The sequence below is a fragment of the Mesorhizobium sp. B2-7-3 genome, assembly GCF_006440715.1.
In the GTDB taxonomy this organism is placed as follows: domain Bacteria; phylum Pseudomonadota; class Alphaproteobacteria; order Rhizobiales; family Rhizobiaceae; genus Mesorhizobium; species Mesorhizobium australicum.
The window spans coordinates 1-18473 of sequence record NZ_VFTY01000003.1 but is presented as its reverse complement, the minus strand read 5'-3'; the positions used below and the strand labels follow the sequence as shown (position 1 = coordinate 18473).

Annotated in this window: 20 protein-coding genes; 9 read left to right on the top strand and 11 right to left on the bottom strand. The window is 63.7% G+C overall.

Going from position 1 to position 18473, the window contains the following annotated elements:
* Positions 1-9: 9 nt before the first annotated feature.
* Together FJW04_RS07560 and FJW04_RS07555 are read right to left on the bottom strand one after the other, a co-directional pair.
* The gene (locus tag FJW04_RS07560) at positions 10-432 is read right to left on the bottom strand and encodes a hypothetical protein (RefSeq protein WP_140619005.1); all 423 of its coding nucleotides are present in this window, start codon (positions 430-432) and stop codon (positions 10-12) included.
* Positions 433-434: 2 nt separating this feature from the next.
* Positions 435-1688 carry a sarcosine oxidase subunit beta gene (locus FJW04_RS07555; protein ID WP_140713332.1) on the bottom strand — a complete coding sequence of 418 codons (1254 nt, stop codon included), beginning with the start codon at positions 1686-1688 and terminating at the stop codon, positions 435-437.
* Positions 1689-1885: 197 nt separating this feature from the next.
* Here FJW04_RS07555 and FJW04_RS07550 point away from each other — a divergent pair, with 197 nt between their 5' ends.
* The 8 genes from FJW04_RS07550 (at position 1886) to FJW04_RS07515 (ending at position 7971) form a co-directional block, all read left to right on the top strand.
* Positions 1886-2260, top strand: coding sequence for a DUF2568 domain-containing protein (locus FJW04_RS07550; protein WP_224683513.1), 375 nt, complete (start codon positions 1886-1888; stop codon positions 2258-2260).
* Between the two features lie 102 nt (positions 2261-2362).
* Positions 2363-3121, top strand: coding sequence for an SDR family oxidoreductase (locus tag FJW04_RS07545; protein WP_140713330.1), 759 nt, complete (start codon positions 2363-2365; stop codon positions 3119-3121).
* A 127-nt stretch (positions 3122-3248) separates the two neighbouring features.
* On the top strand, positions 3249-3635 hold the full coding sequence (locus FJW04_RS07540; protein WP_140713328.1) for an SET domain-containing protein-lysine N-methyltransferase: 387 nt from the start codon (positions 3249-3251) through the stop codon (positions 3633-3635).
* Between the two features lie 175 nt (positions 3636-3810).
* Complete coding sequence (gene rpsU, locus FJW04_RS07535; protein WP_010911429.1) at positions 3811-4077, top strand: 30S ribosomal protein S21; 267 nt, start codon at positions 3811-3813, stop codon at positions 4075-4077.
* A gap of 139 nt (positions 4078-4216) precedes the next feature.
* Positions 4217-5059 (top strand): tetratricopeptide repeat protein, encoded by an 843-nt coding sequence (locus FJW04_RS07530; protein WP_127275461.1) that lies wholly within the window; start codon positions 4217-4219, stop codon positions 5057-5059.
* A gap of 207 nt (positions 5060-5266) precedes the next feature.
* Positions 5267-5743, top strand: a complete 477-nt coding sequence (locus FJW04_RS07525; RefSeq protein WP_023770564.1) for a DUF992 domain-containing protein — start codon at positions 5267-5269, stop codon at positions 5741-5743.
* 91 nt (positions 5744-5834) lie between these two features.
* Positions 5835-6317: a DUF992 domain-containing protein gene (locus FJW04_RS07520; protein ID WP_140618787.1), complete on the top strand. Its 483-nt coding sequence runs from the start codon at positions 5835-5837 to the stop codon at positions 6315-6317.
* A gap of 217 nt (positions 6318-6534) precedes the next feature.
* A complete protein-coding gene (locus FJW04_RS07515) occupies positions 6535-7971 on the top strand; it encodes an MFS transporter (RefSeq protein ID WP_140713326.1) in 1437 nt (478 codons plus the stop codon).
* Between the two features lie 24 nt (positions 7972-7995).
* Here the strand turns inward: FJW04_RS07515 and FJW04_RS07510 are convergent, their stop codons facing one another.
* The 8 genes from FJW04_RS07510 to FJW04_RS07475 all read right to left on the bottom strand — a co-directional run bounded on the left by FJW04_RS07510 (position 7996) and on the right by FJW04_RS07475 (position 17265).
* Positions 7996-8685 (bottom strand): response regulator transcription factor, encoded by a 690-nt coding sequence (locus FJW04_RS07510; RefSeq protein ID WP_140713324.1) that lies wholly within the window; start codon positions 8683-8685, stop codon positions 7996-7998.
* Positions 8682-11417 carry a sensor histidine kinase KdpD gene (locus FJW04_RS07505; protein ID WP_140713322.1) on the bottom strand — a complete coding sequence of 912 codons (2736 nt, stop codon included), beginning with the start codon at positions 11415-11417 and terminating at the stop codon, positions 8682-8684. The genes FJW04_RS07510 and FJW04_RS07505 overlap by 4 nt, the downstream gene beginning before the upstream one ends.
* Positions 11418-11474: 57 nt before the next feature.
* On the bottom strand, positions 11475-12038 hold the full coding sequence (gene kdpC / locus FJW04_RS07500; RefSeq protein ID WP_140713320.1) for a potassium-transporting ATPase subunit KdpC: 564 nt from the start codon (positions 12036-12038) through the stop codon (positions 11475-11477).
* A gap of 11 nt (positions 12039-12049) precedes the next feature.
* On the bottom strand, positions 12050-14143 hold the full coding sequence (kdpB, locus tag FJW04_RS07495) for a potassium-transporting ATPase subunit KdpB (RefSeq protein ID WP_140713318.1): 2094 nt from the start codon (positions 14141-14143) through the stop codon (positions 12050-12052).
* Positions 14140-14355 carry a hypothetical protein gene (locus tag FJW04_RS07490; RefSeq protein ID WP_140713316.1) on the bottom strand — a complete coding sequence of 72 codons (216 nt, stop codon included), beginning with the start codon at positions 14353-14355 and terminating at the stop codon, positions 14140-14142. The genes kdpB and FJW04_RS07490 overlap by 4 nt, the downstream gene beginning before the upstream one ends.
* A 7-nt stretch (positions 14356-14362) precedes the next feature.
* Positions 14363-16066 carry a potassium-transporting ATPase subunit KdpA gene (kdpA, locus tag FJW04_RS07485; protein ID WP_140713314.1) on the bottom strand — a complete coding sequence of 568 codons (1704 nt, stop codon included), beginning with the start codon at positions 16064-16066 and terminating at the stop codon, positions 14363-14365.
* Between the two features lie 20 nt (positions 16067-16086).
* Positions 16087-16176, bottom strand: a complete 90-nt coding sequence (gene kdpF / locus FJW04_RS07480) for a K(+)-transporting ATPase subunit F (RefSeq protein WP_015315765.1) — start codon at positions 16174-16176, stop codon at positions 16087-16089.
* Positions 16177-16545: 369 nt separating this feature from the next.
* Positions 16546-17265, bottom strand: coding sequence for a Crp/Fnr family transcriptional regulator (locus FJW04_RS07475; RefSeq protein ID WP_140713312.1), 720 nt, complete (start codon positions 17263-17265; stop codon positions 16546-16548).
* A gap of 219 nt (positions 17266-17484) precedes the next feature.
* On the opposite strand from FJW04_RS07475, the gene FJW04_RS07470 reads away from it, so the two are divergent.
* Entirely contained in the window at positions 17485-17721 is a 237-nt protein-coding gene (locus tag FJW04_RS07470) for a hypothetical protein (RefSeq protein WP_140713310.1), read from the top strand.
* 107 nt (positions 17722-17828) lie between these two features.
* On the opposite strand, the gene FJW04_RS07465 is transcribed toward FJW04_RS07470, so the two are convergent.
* Positions 17829-18131, bottom strand: coding sequence for a DUF982 domain-containing protein (locus tag FJW04_RS07465; RefSeq protein ID WP_140713308.1), 303 nt, complete (start codon positions 18129-18131; stop codon positions 17829-17831).
* Positions 18132-18473 lie beyond the last annotated feature (342 nt).

Genomic DNA, 18473 nt, shown 5'->3' with positions numbered 1-18473 from the left:
TGTTTGTTCCTACAATTCGCCGTGGCCGACGCGCGCGCCAGCCGGTTGATCGCAAAGCTTCTGGCCCATAGTCATGAAGGGAGCGACGAGCCGCAGCCGCTCCTCGACGCTCGTCGCCGCGCTGAACAGATCGCGGTTGGCCATGTTGCCGAGCGTCAGCTGCATCGGATCTGTCGTAACGATGACGCCACGCGGCTGGAAATCCTCGTCTTCATCCAGCCCATGCGGCCTGCCTTCGAAGAACATCACCACTTTCTGGCCGACACTCCAGACGCAGGCGAGCATTCCCTCGTCGACAGAAAACGGCCAGCCGGTCTCGTTTCCCGCACGGCTGATCGGCTGCAGCCGCACTTCCTGCGCCGTCGGAACATGGAACATGCCCTGTTCCCCCGCCAGCATCAGCGGCACCGCGACTGCCACCTCGGCCATCATCATCAGTGCGCCACCGCCGCGGCCGCCGCCTCGTCGATGAGGCGGCCTGTGCGGAAGCGCTGGATGGTGAAGGGCGCGTTGATCGGGTGCGGATCGTCCTTGGCAATGGTGTGGGCAAAGACATGCCCGGACCCCGGCGTCGCCTTGAAGCCGCCCGTGCCCCAGCCGCAATTGACGTAGAGGCCGGGCACCGGCGTCTTGGCCAGGATCGGCGAGCGGTCGGGTGTGACGTCGACGATGCCGCCCCACGACCGCAGCATCTTCATGCGCGTGAAGATCGGGAACATTTCGCAGATGGCGTCGAGCGTATGCTGAAGAATGTGCAGCCCACCGGTCTGCGAATAGGAGACATACTGGTCGGTGCCGGCGCCGATCACCAGCTCGCCCTTGTCGGACTGCGAGATATAGGCGTGCACCGTGTTCGACATCACAACGCAAGGCACGACCGGCTTGATCGGCTCCGACACCAGCGCCTGCAGCGGATAGCTTTCCAGCGGCATGCGCACGCCGGCCATGTTCATGATGACGGAGGAGTGTCCGGCGGCGACGACGCCAACCTTCTTGGCGCCGATGAAGCCGCGCGTCGTGTCGACGCCCGTCACCGCGCCATTGGCGGCCCGCTTGACGCCGGTCACCTCGCAGTTCTGGATGATGTGCACGCCGCGCGCCGAGGCGCCGCGCGCATAACCCCAGGCGACCGCGTCATGGCGCGCCGTGCCGCCACGACGCTGCAGCGCCGCACCGACCACCGGATAGCGTGCGTCCTTGGAGGTGTTGAGCGGCGGGCAGAATGCTTTCGCCTGCTCGGGTGTCAGCCATTCATTGTCAATGCCGTTGAGCCGGTTGGCGTGCACATGGCGCTTCAGCACCTGGATGTCGTGCACATTGTGCGCCAGCATCATGACGCCACGCGCCGAATACATGACGTTGTAGTTGAGCTCCTGGGAGAGCCCGTCCCAGAGCTTCAGCGCATGGTCATAAATCCCGGCGCTCTCGTCATAGAGATAGTTGGAACGGATGATGGTGGTGTTGCGGCCGGTATTGCCGCCGCCCAGCCAGCCCTTTTCCAGCACCGCGACATTGGTGATGCCGTGCACGGTCGCGAGGTAATAGGCGGTTGCCAGCCCATGGCCGCCGGCGCCGACGATGATAACGTCGTATTCCTTCTTCGGCTCCGGCGAGGACCATTGTTCCTCCCAGCCCTTGTGGCCGCGCATGGCCTCGCGGGCGATGGCGAATACCGAATATTTCTTCACGTTCCAGCCTCGCAAATGGCAGCCGGGCGTTCATCATCAAGCCCCGGCGCGCGAGGTGTATCACTAGCGAAACAGCGCTGCCACCCTTGCGCTGTTTGCGACGGCGCTTGCCGTTTTGCGCCGCGCTGAAAAAGAGCTATCCGGCCTGGCTCCCACGATTGCCTTCAGTCACACTTCTCGGCGCTGGGATTCGGAGGATGATGATGGGCAACGCCTGGTGGAATCTCACATTGCGCTTCCTGCTGGAGCTTGCCGCCTTGCTCGGCCTCGGCATGGCAGGCTGGAGCCTTTCGGACGAAGCGTGGCGTTGGGTCCTCGCCATTGCCTTGCCGCTCGCCGCAGCCGCGGCATGGGGTATCTTCGCGGTCCTCAACGATCCAAGCCGGTCGGGCCGGGCACCGGTGCCTGTACCGGGCGCTGTCAGGCTGGCGCTGGAATTCATCGTCCTGTTCGGCGGCGGCGCGGGTTTCCATTTGGCGGGCCATACCATTACGGCCATCATCATGGCCTTGCTGATCGTCATCAGCTACGCGTTCTCGCTGGATCGTCTGGCATGGCTGCTGCGGCGGTAGTGGCGCGAATCTCTGCAGCTTTCGGGTGGCTGCTGTTCTGCCGATTTGCGACCAAGCATCCGATCGCCGGCGAAGCTGGCGCGAAGGACAAGGATGCCAAACATGCTCGCACTCGCCAACAAGATCGCCATCGTCACCGGTGCCAGTTCCGGCATCGGCCGCGCCACGGCAAAGCTGTTCGCCGAGGAAGGCGCCAAGCTCGTCATTTCCGCTCGCCGCCAAACGGCGCTTGATGCACTCGCAGTCGAAATCGAGGACGCCGGCGGCACGGCCGTCGTTCTCGCGGGAGATGTCACCGACGAGACCTATGCGAAAGCCCTCGTCGAGTTGGCGGTCGGCAGCTTCGGCGGGCTCGACATCGCGTTGAACAATGCCGGCTCCGTCGGATTGATGGGCTCCGTCCCCGACATGTCGGCACAGACATGGCACGGGACGATGGATACCAATCTGACCAGCGCCTTTCTCGGCGCGAAGTATCAGATACCGGCCATGCTGGAGCGCGGCGGCGGCTCGCTGATCTTCACATCGAGCTTTGTCGGTTACACCGCCGGCATGCCCGGCATGGCCGCCTACGCTGCCGCCAAGGCAGGCCTGATCGGTTTGACGCAGGTGCTGGCCGCCGAATATGGACCGAAGGGACTGCGCGTCAACGCGCTGCTGCCGGGTGGCACCGACACACCGGGTGCGACGACGACCACACCCGAGGCCCGCGCCTTCGTCGAGGGCCTCCATGCCCTGAAACGCATGGCCCAGCCGCAAGAGATCGCCCGCTCGGCGCTTTACCTTGCCTCTGACGCCTCGAGCTTCACCACGGGTACCGCGTTGTTTGCCGATGGCGGTGTGTCGATCAACCGGACGTGAAGGATTTTTACGGAGAACTGCCTGTTCGTCGTTGTGACGCAGGCCGCCGCTCTTGCTTTTTCGGCGCGATTTGGCGATTCCGTTTCCTGTCGAAACGGGTCTTCTTGCCAAGACGGGTTGTGAAACCATGATGCTGGTCCGAACCTATGTCGCCCAGAGCGCAATCGAAGGCGTCGGCATGTTCGCCGCCGAACCAATCCGGAAGGGCGCCTCGATCTGGCGCCTGGATCCGGATTTCGACCGGCTGATTCCGATGGACAAATATGAGGCCGCAGCCCAGCCCCTGAAGGAATTGCTCGACCGCTATGCCTATCCGAGCCCGGATAAGCCCGGTTTCATGGTCTACGAGGTCGACAATGGCCGCTTCATGAACCATTCGGCGACCCCGAACACCGACTTTTCGCAATATGGCGGTGCGACCGCGACCCGGGATATCGCCATCGGCGAGGAGATCACCTGCGACTACGGTGAGTTCTTCGAGGATTTCGAGCGGCTGCACTTGGCGACGGCGTAACGGGCACACTATCTCCAGGCGACGTGGCAATTTGGCTGTCGTCTCTCATTTCGACTGTGGACAGCGAGGCTTGATTCTGCTATCAGCCGCCACAATTCGTGGTGTGGAGCGCCGCGGAGGCTTGCGGCTATGGCTGCTTGCCTGTTGATATCAAACCCGAAAGACAGGATTGCCCGTGCAGGTACTCGTCCGCGACAATAACGTTGATCAGGCGCTTCGCGCGCTGAAGAAGAAGATGCAGCGCGAAGGCATTTTCCGCGAAATGAAGATGCGCGGCCACTACGAGAAGCCTTCCGAGAAGCGCGCCCGTGAAAAGGCCGAAGCCGTTCGCCGCGCCCGCAAGCTGGCCCGCAAGCGCGCACAGCGCGAAGGCCTGCTGCCGATGACCCCGCGTCCGGTCGCTGCTGGCGGTGCCGCCGGTGCAGCGCGTCCGCCGCGCTGATTATCGCCAATATTTCGTCCTTTTCGAAGGATACCAGGGTGGCGCGATGCGGAATCGCCGCCACCCTTTTATTTTGATGTGACCCGGCCCGGAGGGGGAACCGGACCTGAACGACGGCGCAAGTGAGGACAGGGCAGACATGAACGCAACAAGCGTGGAGCGCGGGACCGCATTGCGTGGTTTCGCCCTGACAGCGGCCCTGCTTTCCGGACTGGTGCTTGCCGGCTGCCAGACATCGGGCCCGGCCGGTGAATTCAACAACATCGACAAGGCGCAAGGGTCGAGCGAGAACATCTCCTCGCTGTCGGCGGTCATCCAGCGCAATCCCCAGGATCCGGAAGGCTATAATGTCCGCGGCTCGGCCTATGGCCGCGGCGGCCAGTACCAGGCGGCGCTCAAGGATTTCAACCAGGCCATCCAGCTCAATCCGAATTTCTACCAGGCCTATTCGAACCGGGCCCTCATCCAGCGTTTCCTCGGCAACCAGGAAGCAGCCCTTGCCGACTACAATCGCTCGATCCAGATCAACGGCAATTATGACGCCGCCTATATCGGCCGCGGCAATCTCTACCGTAAGGCGGGCCGCACCCAGGATGCGTTCAACGACTTCCAGAAGGCGATCCAGCTCGACACGACGGACGCCCGCGCCTATCACAATCGCGGCCTGATCTATCAGAGCCAGGGCCAGCACAAATTCGCCATTGAGGATTTCTCGACCGCCATCTCGCTGGCCCCCGACGCCGCCGAACCCTACAACGGCCGTGGCCTCTCCTATCTGGCGACCGGCGACGAGGATAACGCCTTCTCCGATTTCAACATGGCCATCAAGCTCGACGGCCAGAACGCCGAGGCCTGGGCCAACCAGGCGCTGATCTACGAACGGCGCGGCGACAAGGCAAAGGCGGCGAAGGCCTATCGCGAGGCTGTGCGCCTCAACCCCAGCTACCAGCCGGCCAAGGATGGCCTCGCCCGCGTCAGCTGACGTCGGCTCATCAGGCCCACGGCAAGGTGCGCACTGCATCGTGCGTATCCGAAAGGACACGCGGCGTTGAAGATCGCCGCCAATCCGGCAACCCTGTATTAACCCCGCGACAAGCCGTTAACCCTCGCCTTGTTCGCGCCAAGTTTTCGGCGGAACGGTCGCGGCGCTCGAGACGTTACTGAAGACTGATTGCGAAAGGACCCTCCCATGATCAAGAAACTCGTCTGCGCCGCCGCCCTTGCAACGACTATGTTCGCTGCCGCCCCGGCCAGCGCCGGCAGGTTGCAGCTCGGCACGCTCGACTGCACCATCGATGGCGGCACCGGCTATCTCGTGACCTCCAACAAGGGCGTGTCCTGTGTGTTCCGGCCCTATCATCACGGGCCGTCTGAAATTTACACCGGCGTCATCTCGAAACTCGGCGTCGATCTCGGCAAGACGCACCAGGGCCAGTTGGTCTGGGCGGTGTTTGCCGCGACCCGCGACCGTGACGCGGGCGACCTTGCCGGCAGCTACTACGGCGTCAACGCCGAGGCGAGCGTCGTCACCGGTGGCGGCGCCAACTTGCTGGTCGGTGGCTTCGACAGCGCCTTCATGCTGGAGCCACTCAGCGTCCAGGCGCAGACCGGCGTCAACCTGGCGGTCGCCGTCACCTCGCTGGAGCTGATCCACTCGCTCAAGTGATTGCACGGAGCCACGCGCTCCACGACCCCTCACCCTGCGGCGCGGAACCAGATAGTATGGTTCCGCGCCGTTTGATTTTGAGGGGACCGCCATGTTCAGGACAGCCATCGCCGCTGCCGCGACCACGATCATGCTTGCGGGCGCCGCACGAGCGCAGGACCAAGGTATCGAACTCGGTGCGCTTGAATGCGCCATTTCAGGCGGCACCGGCTTCATCTTCGGCTCGAGCAAGGATTTGAGCTGCACCTTCACCCCGGCCGACAGGAGCTTCGCGCCGGAAGCCTATTTCGGCGCCGTCAACAAATACGGACTCGATATTGGCACGACCAAGCAGGCGGTGATGCGCTGGCTGGTGCTGACGCCGCTGAAGAACATCTACGCGCCGGGTGCATTGGCCGGTGACTATATCGGCGCCAGCGCCGAAGTGACCGCCGCCGTCGGCGCCGGCGCCAATCTCCTGGTCGGCGGCTCCTCGCAGGCCTTTACCCTGCAGCCGCTCAGCCTGCAGACGCAGACCGGCATCAATCTCGCCATCGGCGTCAGCCAATTCCAGTTGCGCAGCACCGAGAATTGACTGGACCATAAGGGCGGCTTCCGCAGCGAAATTGAGAGGCTTCGCGAACGTCTGCAAAAAAGCCGCTTGAACTCAACCATACTTGAGGTTTTAGAAGCCTGCCCTTGGGTAGGCAGCGCCTGGTACGGCGCTGTCGATCCTTATGGTCCTGCCGGAAGCCCGCACTGGCCTCTGGCGCCATGCGCTACAAGCGAGATAGGCAAAGGCAGGGGTGAACATGACTGAAATCACCAGCAACAAGGTCGACTGGCGCGCATTGTGGGCAAGCGGCGATCTCGCCCGCTTCTGCTTCATCAGCCTCGGCATCCTGCTGCACGCCACCAATGAGACGATGGTGGCGACGGTCATGCCGGCCATGGTCGGCGAACTGGCCGGCGTACAGCTCGTCGGCTGGTCCCTGGCGATCTACGAACTCGGCGCCATCGTCGCCGGTGCCGCCGCCGGACGCCTGGTGAGTTATGTTCCGCTGCGCACCAACATGGTGGTCGCGGCCCTGCTTTATGCCGCCGGCGCGCTGATCTGCGCCACCTCGCCCTCAATGCAATTGTTCCTTGCCGGCCGCTTGATCGAGGGCCTCGGCGGCGGCGCGCTGGTGTCGCTGGCCTTCGTATCGGTCGAGCGGCTGTTTTCGCGTGCCATCTGGCCGCAGCTTTTCGGTATCATGTCGGCTATCTGGGGCGTTGCTGCTTTCAGCGGCCCGTTGCTTGGCGCTGTTATGACCGAATTGCTGTCCTGGCGCTGGGCCTTCGGCGTCTTCACACTCGGCGGCACCGCCATGGCGCTGGCAAGCTTCCTCGTACTCAACACGCCGGAGGCGAAGAAACCCAGCACGAGTGCCGGCAAGGCACCGCCCTTCCCTTTCGTGGCGCTTGGCTGCCTTGCCGTCGCCGTGGTGCTGATCGCCTCGGCCGGCGTCGACATCGCCCTGTTGCGTTCCTCGCTGCTGATCGTGCTAGGCCTGACGGGCCTCGCGCTGTTTTTCTACGTCGATGCGCTGAAGCCGCGCTCCAGGCTGTTCCCGGCGCGGCTGTTCTCCTGGCGCACGCCGGTCGGCGCCGGCATGACGATGGTCGCCGCCTTTTCCATCGCGACCTGCTCCTTCGGCGTCTACGGGCCGCTGCTCTTGACCAGCCTGCACGACATTCCGCTGCTGACCACCGGCTACATCATTGCCGCCGAATCGATCGCCTGGTCGATCCTGTCGATCCTCGTCGCCAACGCGCCGCCGCGACGCGAAAGGCTGATCATCGTCTGCGGCGCGCTGATGATCGCGGCGGGCATCGCCGGCTTCGCCTACACGATACCGCTGGGCTCGATCCCGCTGATCCTGGTCTGCGCCCTGCTGCAGGGCGGCGGCTTCGGCATTGCCTGGCCGTTCCTGACCCGCGTCATCGTCGCCTCCGCACCGGACGACGAGCAGACCATCGCCTCGGCGGCGGTGCCGACCATGCAGCGCATCGGCTATGCCGTGGGCGCCGCTATTGCCGGCATCGTCGCCAATGCCAGCGGCTTTTCGCAAGGCCTGAATCACGACGCGGCGGCCAATGTCGCGAGCTGGCTGTTCCTTGCCTTCGTGCCGTTCGGCATTCTGGGCTGTCTCGCCGCCTTGCGGATATCGGCGGCGGCAAATCGGCCTCTGGAGGCGATCGGCTGACGCAGGTTTATCGGACAGGCTATTTCACTCGACACGCAGGCGATAGCCGACACCGGTCTCGGTGGTGATGTAGCGCGGCTGGTCGGGGGTTTTTTCGATCTTCTGCCTGAGCTGGCGGACATAGACCCTGAGGTACTGCACGTCTGTCGAGTCGTCCCAGATCTGCTTCAGGATGAAGTGGTGGGTCAGCACCTTGCCGGCATGCTGCACCAGGATGCGCAGTATGTCGTACTCTTTCGGCGAGAGCTTTACCTCCCTGTCCTCCACCTTGACGACGCGCTTGACCAGATCGACGCTGAGGTCACCGCTCTGGAATATCGGCTTCTCACCCTGTTGCTGGAACTTGTGGCGCAGCGCCACCCGGATGCGTGCCACCAGTTCGTTCATGCCGAACGGCTTGGTGACATAGTCGTCGGCGCCGAGTTCGAGCGCGCTGACGATGCCGGCCTCGTCGGTACGGCTGGAGAGGATGACGACGGGAACGTCGACGCCCTCCTCCCGCCATTTGCGCAGGAGTTCATGGCCCCCCATGCCGGGCAGGCCGAGATCGAGCAGCACGAGATCCGGCGTCTCCTGTTCCATCAGCTCGATCGCCGCCTTGGCGTTCGGCGCCTCGCTGACCGCGTAACCCTGGCTGCCAAGGCCGACCCGCAGCAGCTTGCGGATCGGCGGCTCGTCGTCGACGACCAGTATCCTGACATTCGAATTGGTCATCGAGGCTGATCCATGCCGGGCTCGTCGCCGCGGTTGCCGATATCGCGCGCTTGCGCCGGCACCGGCATCCTGATGGTGAAGGCGCCACCGGGGCGGTCGGTCCGGTTGGCGGCCGCGATCGTGCCGCCCATCGCCTCGACGAAGCCACGGCAGATCGACAGGCCGAGCCCGGTGCCGGCGCGTACCTGATCGCCCTTGCGCACCCGGTAGAAGGTATCGAAGACACGTTCCAGGTCCTGCGCCGGAATGCCCGGTCCCTCGTCCATGATCCGCACGATGACGGAGCCATTGTCGGCCCAGGCCTGGACGCGGATCGTCGAGGCGGGCGGCGAATATTTCGAGCCATTGTCGAGAAGGTTGAACAGGACCTGTTCGAACAGCACGGGATCGAGCCGCAGCATCGGCAGGTCGGGCGGAATATCGACCTCGATCTTGTGCTCGCTGGTGATCTTGCGGGCACGGTCGAGCGCCGTGCCGACGATATCGCCGACATAATGGAGGGCGTAGTTCGGCTCCATCGCCCCGGATTCGATCTTGGTCATGTCGAGCAGGTTGGCGATGAAGCGGTTCAGCCGCTCCGATTCGTCGATCACGGTCGACAGGAGCTCGGCCCTGTCCTGCTCGGGGAGGTCGGGCGCGAATTCCTTGAGCGTGCCGGCCGCGCCCATGATGGCGGCGAGCGGCGTTTTCAGGTCATGCGAAATCGAGGTCAGCAGCGCCGAGCGCAGCCGGTCGGCTTCGGCCGCGAGCTTGGCGCGGTCGACATCGGCGACGAGCTGGATGCGTTCGATCGCCACCGCCGCCTGATCGGCCAGCGCGTCGAGCAGCCGCTGCTGCTCGGGCGTCAGAAGCGGGCCCTGCTTGTCATTGTCGAGGCCGATGACGCCGATTGCGGTGCGTCCCGTGCGCAAGGGAAGATAGAGGCGTTTGGCGCCAGGAAGCGTGTCGGCGCCGCGTCCGGCGGCACGGTTGTGCTCCCAGGCCCAGCGTGCGGCGGCAATGTCGGCCTCGGCCAGCGTGTCGTCGGGCGGATAGCCTGCCTTGACGGTGATCGTGCCGTCTTCCGGCAGCAGCAGCACCACGCGCACCTTCAGCATCGAGGCGATCTGGAAGGCGGTGGCCCAGAGCACGTCGTCGAGCGTGCCGGCGCCTGCGAGCTTCTTGGAGAACAGATAGATGTCCTCGGTTGCCCGCGCCCGCGAGCGGGCGGCGGCGGCCTGACGCTGCACGCGCGCCGTCAGGTTGCTGGCGATGACGGCAACGGCGACGAAGACGGCAATCGCGACGATGCTCTCGGGATCGCGGATCGTCAGCGTGTAGCGTGGCTCGAGGAAAAAATAGTTGAAGGCAAGGACACTGAGGAAACAGGCGTAAAGCGCCGGCCAGAGACCACCAGCCACCGCCGACGTCAGCACGGAGAGCAGGAAGACGATCGCCAGATTGCGAACGTCGAGGAACTGGTCGAGAACGGTGCTGACGGCCAATGATCCGGCAACGTAAGCCGTGGCGAGCAAATACGGCTTGGCCTGGAAATGCCTTTCCTCGGCTGCCGCGTTCACTCTCCTGGAAGACGTTTCGGTGTCCCGCTCCGTTCCGGAGATGACATGGACGCTGATGTCGCCGGCATTGCGGATCAGATCATAGGTGAGCGACCCTTCGATCAGTTCGCGCCAGCGCGACCGGGTCGGCCTGCCGACCACGATGTGGGTGAAATTGTTGGCCGTCGCATGGCGAACGATGTCCTGCGCGACGCTCTGGCCCGGGATGGTCGTCACCTCGGCACCGAGCTGCTCGGCAAGGCGCAGCAGTGTGGCGAGCCTGTCCTTGTCATCCTCGGACATGCCGGCGGAGCGAGGCGTGTCGACATGAAGCGCCGTCCAGGGTGCACGAAGCCTGTCGGCCAGCCTGCGTGCGTAGCGAATGCGGGCTGCCCCGCCCGAACGGGCATCGACGCAGACAAGAACCCGCTCCCCCGCCGCCCACGGACCCTGGATGGCGTGGGACTGCATGTGGTTGAGCAGTTGCTCGTCGACGCGCTGGGCGGTACGGCGCAGCGCCAGTTCCCGCAACGCCGTCAGATTGCCAGGCGAAAAATAGTTCTCGACGGCACGCTGCGCGGTGTTGGGGAAATAGACCTTGCCCTCCTCCAGCCGCTTGATCAGGTCGTCGGGTGTCAGATCGATGATCTCGACATCATCCGCCTGGTCGATGATGGAGTCTGGAACCGTCTCGCGCACCCTGACCCGGGTAATCTGGGCGACGACGTCGTTCAGGCTTTCGACATGTTGGATGTTCAGCGTCGTATAGACATCTATGCCCCGCGCCAGGATTTCCTGGACATCGAGATAGCGCTTGGGGTGGCGGCTGCCGGGCGCGTTGGTGTGGGCGAGTTCGTCGACCAGGACCAGCACCGGACGCCGGGCAAGGATGGCATCGATATCCATCTCGTCAAGGACGCGCCCCTTGTAGTCGACCCTGCGGCGGGCAATGACTTCATACCCCTCGACCAGGGCCTGTGTTTCCTTGCGGCCATGCGTCTCGACCACGCCGATCACCACGTCGGCACCGTCGGCCACCCTGGCACGACCCGACATCAGCATCTCGTAAGTCTTGCCGACACCAGGTGCCGCGCCCAGGAATATGCGCAGACGGCCGCGCCCTTCCCGCACGGCATGCTCTAGCAGCGCGTCGGGAGATGGTCTGTTTTCGACGTAGCTTCTGTCGTCCGGCATCGGGTCCGATCATGAATGGCGCCGGGGACCGTGTCGATCCCCGGCGCCAGACATCACCTACTTCGCGGCATCCAGCGCCAGGTTGAGGGCCAGCACATTAACCGCCGGCTCGCCGAGCACGCCCAATTCCCGGTCCTCGACCTGGCCGTCGACGAGCGCCTTGACCTTGGCCTCGTCGATGCGCCTTGCCTTGGCCACGCGCGGAACCTGGAAATAAGCGGCCTCGGGACTGATCTGCGGATCAAGGCCACTGCCGGACGTCGTCACCAGGTCCATCGGCACCGGCTGGTCCGGGTTCTCAGACTTCAGCTTTTCCGCGTCGCCCTTGATGCGCTCGATCAGCTTCGGGTTGGTCGGACCGAGGTTGGAGCCGCCGGAGGCGCTGGCATCGTAGCCGTTGCCGGCAGCCGACGGCCGTCCGTGGAAATACGTGTCGCTGGCGAAAGCCTGGCCGATCAGTTCGGAGCCGATCACCTTGCCGCCCCTCTCGATCAGGCTGCCATTGGCCTGGCGCGGGAACAGCGCCTGGGCGATGCCGGTCATGCCGATGGGATAGACGAGCCCGGTCAGCACGGTGAAGAAAACGATCATGATGATCGCGGGTCTGATCTGCTTGAGCATCGGAATGATCCTTATGCAAGGCCAAGGGCGGTGACGGCCATGTCGATTGTCTTGATGCCGACGAACGGCACGACGATGCCGCCGAGACCGTAGACGAGAAGGTTGCGGCTGAGCAGCGCACCCGCGCCGATCGCCCGGTACTTCACACCGCGCAGCGACAGCGGGATCAGCGCGATGATGATCAGCGCGTTGAAGATGATGGCCGACAGGATGGCGCTCTGCGGTGTCGCCAGATGCATGATGTTGAGCGCTTGCAGCGGACCTGTGGTCTGGCCGGGCGCGACGTAGAAGACGGCGAACATGGCCGGGATGATGGCGAAATACTTGGCCACGTCATTGGCGATCGAGAAGGTAGTCAGCGAGCCGCGGGTCATCAACAGCGCCTTGCCGATTTCGACGATCTCGATAAGCTTGGTCGGATCGCTGTCGAGGTCGACCATATTGCCGGCCTCGCGAGCAGCGACCGTGCCGGTGTTCATGGCGACGCCGACATCGGCTTGCGCAAGGGCTGGCGCATCGTTGGTGCCGTCGCCGCACATGGCGACCAGTTTGCCCTTGGCCTGCTCGTCGCGGATCAGCTTCAGCTTGTCCTCCGGTGTCGCCTGGGCAAGGAAGTCGTCGACGCCGGCTTCGGCCGCGATGGCGGCTGCCGTCATCGGGTTGTCGCCGGTGATCATGACCGTGCGGATGCCCATCTTGCGCAGCTCGGCGAAACGCTCGCGGATGCCGCCTTTGACGATGTCCTTGAGGTGCACGATACCCAGCAGGCGCCCGTCCCGCTCGACCGCCAGCGGCGTGCCGCCGGATTTCGCGACGTCGTCGGCGATCGCCTGCAAATCCCTGATCGTGTCGCTGTTCGGGCGCGTCGCGCGGCTGGCCGATGTCGTCTGGCTGACATGGGCGAGCACGGAATCGACCGCGCCCTTGCGTACCGACGAACCGTCGATGTCGACGCCGCTCATGCGGGTCTGCGCGGTGAAGGGCACGAAAGCAGCATGCAATGTCGCCATGTCGCGGGCACGGATGGCATACTTCTCCTTGGCCAGCACCACGATCGAGCGGCCTTCCGGCGTCTCGTCGGCGAGCGAGGCAAGCTGTGCCGCGTCCGCCAGTTCCTGCTCGCTGACGCCCTTGACCGGGCGGAATTCCGTCGCCTGGCGATTGCCGAGCGTGATGGTGCCGGTCTTGTCGAGGAGCAGCGTGTCGACGTCGCCGGCGGCTTCGACGGCGCGACCCGACATGGCCAGCACATTGAAGCGCACCAGCCGGTCCATGCCGGCAATGCCGATGGCCGACAGCAGCGCGCCGATCGTGGTCGGGATAAGCGTCACGAACAGCGCGACGAGCACGGTCACCGAAATATAGCCACCCGAGTAGTGGGCAAAGCTCGGGATGGTCGCTGTGGCCAGCACGAAGATCAGCGTCATGCCGACGAGCAGGATGTTGAGCGCGATCTCGTTGGGCGTCTTCTGGCGCTCGGCGCCTTCGACCAGCGAGATCATGCGGTCGAGGAATGTGTGGCCCGCGGCGGCGGTGATGCGCACGCGGATCCAGTCCGACAGCACCTGCGTGCCGCCGGTGACGGCCGATCGGTCGCCGCCGGATTCGCGGATCACCGGCGCGGATTCGCCTGTTATCGCCGCCTCGTTGACCGAGGCGACGCCTTCCACCACCTCGCCATCGGACGGGATGATGTCGCCGGCCTCGACGAGAACGATATCGCCGACCTTCAGGCTGGTGCCGGGTACCAGCTTGAACCTGGTGCGGTGCTCGCCGGTCAAAAGCTTGGCCTGGGTTTCGGTGCGAGCCTTGCGCAGCGAATCCGCCTGCGCCTTGCCGCGCCCTTCGGCGACGGCTTCGGCGAAATTGGCGAACAGCACCGTGAACCACAGCCAGATGATGATCTGCAGCGTGAACAGCAAATCACCGCCGCCGGTGACGAGGTCCTTGACGAACAGCACCGATGTCAGCGCCGAGACGACGGCGACGACGAACATCACCGGGTTGCGGGCCAGCGTGCGCGGATCGAGTTTGCGGAAGGCGCCGCCGATGGCGGGCCACAGGATGCCGGCATCCATGATGCTGGCTGACTTTGACTGGCTCATTTTGAAGCTCCGGCTTCAGTGTTGGTGTGCGGCGGCGATTGGTCGGATACCGAAAAAAGATGAGGAAGCCCGTAGGCCAGCAGCCAAAGCGCGATCATGGCGGCGGCAAGCCCAAGAAACGTCGACATGGTCGGGAAGGGAGGCGGCAGCCCCTCCTTCCCCGGATTGGCCCGATGCCTGATACTGCGGCGCTTGTTGCTGAACCAGGACATGTCTGCCTCAGAATGTCTGTCCATGGATCATCGCCAGGTGCTCGACGACAGGTCCGACGGCGAGCGCCGGGAAGAAGGTCAGGCCGCCGACGATGACGATGACGCCGACCAGCAGCCCGACAAACAGCGGGCCGTCGGTCGGGAAGGTGCCGGCTGAGGCGGGGACGGTCTTCTTCGCCGCCAGCGCGCCGGCGATGGCAAGCGCCGGGATGATGACCAGGAAGCGGCCCATCAGCATGCCGATGCCGAGCGTGATGTTGTACCAGGGCGTGTTGCCGCTGAGGCCGCCGAAAGCCGAACCGTTGTTGGCCGCCGCCGAGGTGTAGGCGTAGAGAATCTCGGAGAAGCCGTGCGGCCCGCCATTGGCGATCGACGCCACCGCGCTCGGCAGCACCACCGCGATCGCCGTGAAGATCAGCATCGCCAGCGGCAGGCACAGGATCGCCAGCATCGCCATCTTGACCTCCTTCGCCTCGATCTTCTTGCCGAGATATTCGGGCGTGCGGCCGACCATCAGGCCGGCAACGAAGACGGCGATCAGGATGAACATCAGCATGCCGTAGAAGCCGGCGCCGACGCCGCCCACGATGACCTCGCCGAGTTGCATGTTGATGAGCGGAACCATGCCGCCGAGCGCGGTGAAGCTATCGTGCATGGCGTTGACCGCGCCGCAGGAAGCGGCCGTCGTGATGACGGCGAACAAAGCCGAGAGCGCGATGCCGAAGCGGGTCTCCTTGCCTTCCATGTTGCCGCCGTCGATGCCCAGCGCATGCACCAGCGGATTGCCCGCGGCTTCCGCCCAATAGCAGACAGCGACGCCAACGATGAACAGCACGCCCATCGAGGCGAGGATCGCCCAGCCCTGGCGCTGATTGCCGACCATGCGGCCGAAGACGTTGGTCAATGCGGCGCCGACGACGAAGATCGACAGCATCTGGATCAGGTTGGAGATGGCGTCGGGATTTTCGAATGGATGTGCGGCATTGGCATTGAAGAAACCGCCGCCATTGGTGCCGAGCATCTTGATGGCGACCTGCGAGGCCACCGGCCCCAGCGCGATAGTCTGCTTGACGCCCTCAAGCGTCGTGGCGTCCACGTAAGGCCCCAACGTCTGCGGCATGCCGAGCCAGACATAGACCAGGGTGAGCACGACGCAGAGCGGCAAGAGCACATAGAGCGTGGCGCGCGTCATATCGACCCAGAAATTGCCGATCGATCTTCCGGAAGCGCGGGCGAAGCCGCGGATCAGCGCGATTGCAATGGCGATGCCGGTGGCGGCCGAAACGAAATTCTGGACCGTCAGCCCGGCCATCTGCACGAGGTAGGACATCGTGCTTTCGCCGCCGTAGTTCTGCCAGTTGGTGTTGGTCGTGAAGCTTACGGCGGTGTTGAAGGCGAGCGCTGGGTCGACCGCGCTCATGCCGGCCGGATTGTAGGGCAGACTGCCTTGCAGGCGTTGCAGGACATAGAGCAGCAGGAAGCCCGCCAGGTTGAACATCAGGAGAGCCACCGCATAGGTGGTCCAGTGCTGTTCTTCCCGCTCGCTGGTTCCGCAAATGCGGTAGAGCCCGCGCTCGAGCGGGCCGAGGACCGGTGAAAGCGGTGTGCGATCGCCATTGAAGACGCGGTGCATGTAGAAGCCAAGCGGCTTCACAAGCAAAACGAGGATCCCGCAAAAGACCAAGATCTGTATCCATCCGTTCAGTGTCATGGCTGTGGCTTTCCGTGCCTTCAGAAGCGTTCTGGACGAATGAGCGCGTAGGTGAGGTAGGCGAGCAGGAACAAGGTCACGCCACCGCCGAGGATGTAATCGACAAGCATGATTCGATCCTTCAGCTTAAATTCTGTCGCAAGCTTTGACGTAGACGATGGACAGGCCGAAGAACAAAACCCCGATCCCAAGAACAATAATGTCCATTGTGCTTTTCCTTGCTTCCAGTTTCTACTGTTCGCCTGCCAAAGACAGGTCGGCAATACCGTGAGACGGCGCACTGCACTGGGCGGCGTCCGAGGGCTTTTGCTCGACGTGAATATGACCCGATCGCCATAAAGGTTCGAGACGGGGCGGATGGGAAAGAAATAGGAATTCTATAAAGGTTTCCGGCGCGGCTCGCCGTCGAAGAGCAGCTCGTCGACGCGGATTGCCGGGAAGGATATGCCGCCGCGCTTTGCGGCCTTGCTGGGAACGCTCTACCGCGGCTCCCGCGTCAGGCTGAGATAGGTCGGATCGAACTCGGCGATTTCCTGGAGCCTGTGCCAATCCAGGATGGTCACCGTGTGATTTGCCCAAGTGACGACGCCGACTTTGCGCAAGGCGCCGATGACGCGGTTCATGTGTACGACGGAAAGACCGAGCACATCGGCCAGCTCGGCCTGTGAGAGCGGCAGGTGAAAGCTCATGCCGTTGGTGCGCTGCACCACCTGCAGCCGTACGAAAAGCTCACAGAGGAGATGGGCCAGGTGTGAGGTCTTGGAGCGGCGGCCCATCGCCACGATCCACTCGCGATGGATGGCGCCGTCGACCAGCGTGTCCAGCCACAGCAGCCGCGTCAGATGCGGCGCTTCCTCGGTGAGGGCGCGAAGCCGGCTGTGATCGGCGAACATCACATGACAGGGCGACATGGCAACGATGCCGTGATCCATCGTCTTCAGGAGGAAGGCATGGAGATCGACGAAATCGCCAGGCACCTGCAGCGAGGTGAACTGCCGGCCGCCATTCTCGAGCACCTTGTAGCGCGCTGCCAAACCGTCGAGGATCAGGGTCGAATAGGTGGGCCGCGCGCCCGATGCGACGATATCCTGCCCGACCGCGAAATGCCGCTCGAAAGTCATGGCCTCAGCCAGCAGCGCCTTTTCGGCATCGGAAAGCGCGTCGTGCTGGGCGAGATTCAGATACAGGGATTCCAGCACCGCTATCTCCAGCGAAAGGGCTCAGAGCCGATCGCCAACTGTCGAAAGCAAGGGGCGGCTACCGAAGCACTAGGTCGTCGGGCGCCGGCGGGCATTAACATTTGTTAGAAGGCGCTTATTCGCCAACGAAGATCATCTCTGATGGAACAACGGCTTAGCCCGCGAATTGTCGATCAAGTCTCTTTTGGGACATTCATCAGCTCGGGATCCGGCCGCATCATGCCCAGATACTTTCTCGACCTTTACAATGGCGATGGCCTGACGGTGGACGACCATGGTCAGGTGTTCGACACGCGCGAGCGTCTGCGGCAAGAGGCAATTCTCATCCTGCCCGACATCATTCGCGACGAGATGATCGAAAACGACCGAACGGCCATTACCGTGAAGGTGCGCGACGAGAGCGGGCGCCAGATCTTCGAGGCATCGCTCGTCATCTCATCGAGCTGGTGCGATTGACCGCGGCCCCTCCGCAAGATGGAATGGAAAGCTCGGCTCGGAGGGCCAAGCCGGGCTTTCGGGGGAGCGGCCGTACGAACTGGCCATCGCAATGACAGCTCGAACGATCAGGCGGCGTAGCCGCCATGGCCTCGTGCGACGGCGCGCGCCACGATGACCTGCTCGATCTCGGGCCAGAGAATACCGGTGGCTTCCGCGAATTCAACAAGCGCATGGCGCGCCTCGTCCCTCGTGATGCAGCCTTCCAGGGCCAGGCTGCACGCCTCGACGGCATTGCGATAAAGCGGACCACGTCGGGAGGTCGTCCAGTTGGTCAGGAAATCGTGCATTTCGGCCAGCGAGGCGATTTCGCGCTTGAAGCCGAGACCGACGGTCAGTGCGACGGGCGGATGAAACAACTTGTCATACATGAAGCGGGCTCCTGATTGGACGCGGGTTCTCGGAGAAAATCCTGGCGGGGATCTATGATGAGACGCCGGGTAACGCATCGCGAGCCGGGAGGTTCCGGAGCAAACAGGACCGTTTGCGGAACGCACGCCTGAGTGCGCCGGAAATCTTGCATCCTGATCCACCGGCCATGGCTGCTACTCCGTCGGACCGGCGAGAAGACGGATTAAGGTTCGATAGTCGAGATGCTAGTATGCTAGACTGCACCCAGAAGCGCCCGGCGAAAAGTGCCCTTCCCGAGAGATGGGTGACAGTTCATTCCGGATAGATGGGTTACACTTTCGGCCCTTTGCAAGGAGAGCAAG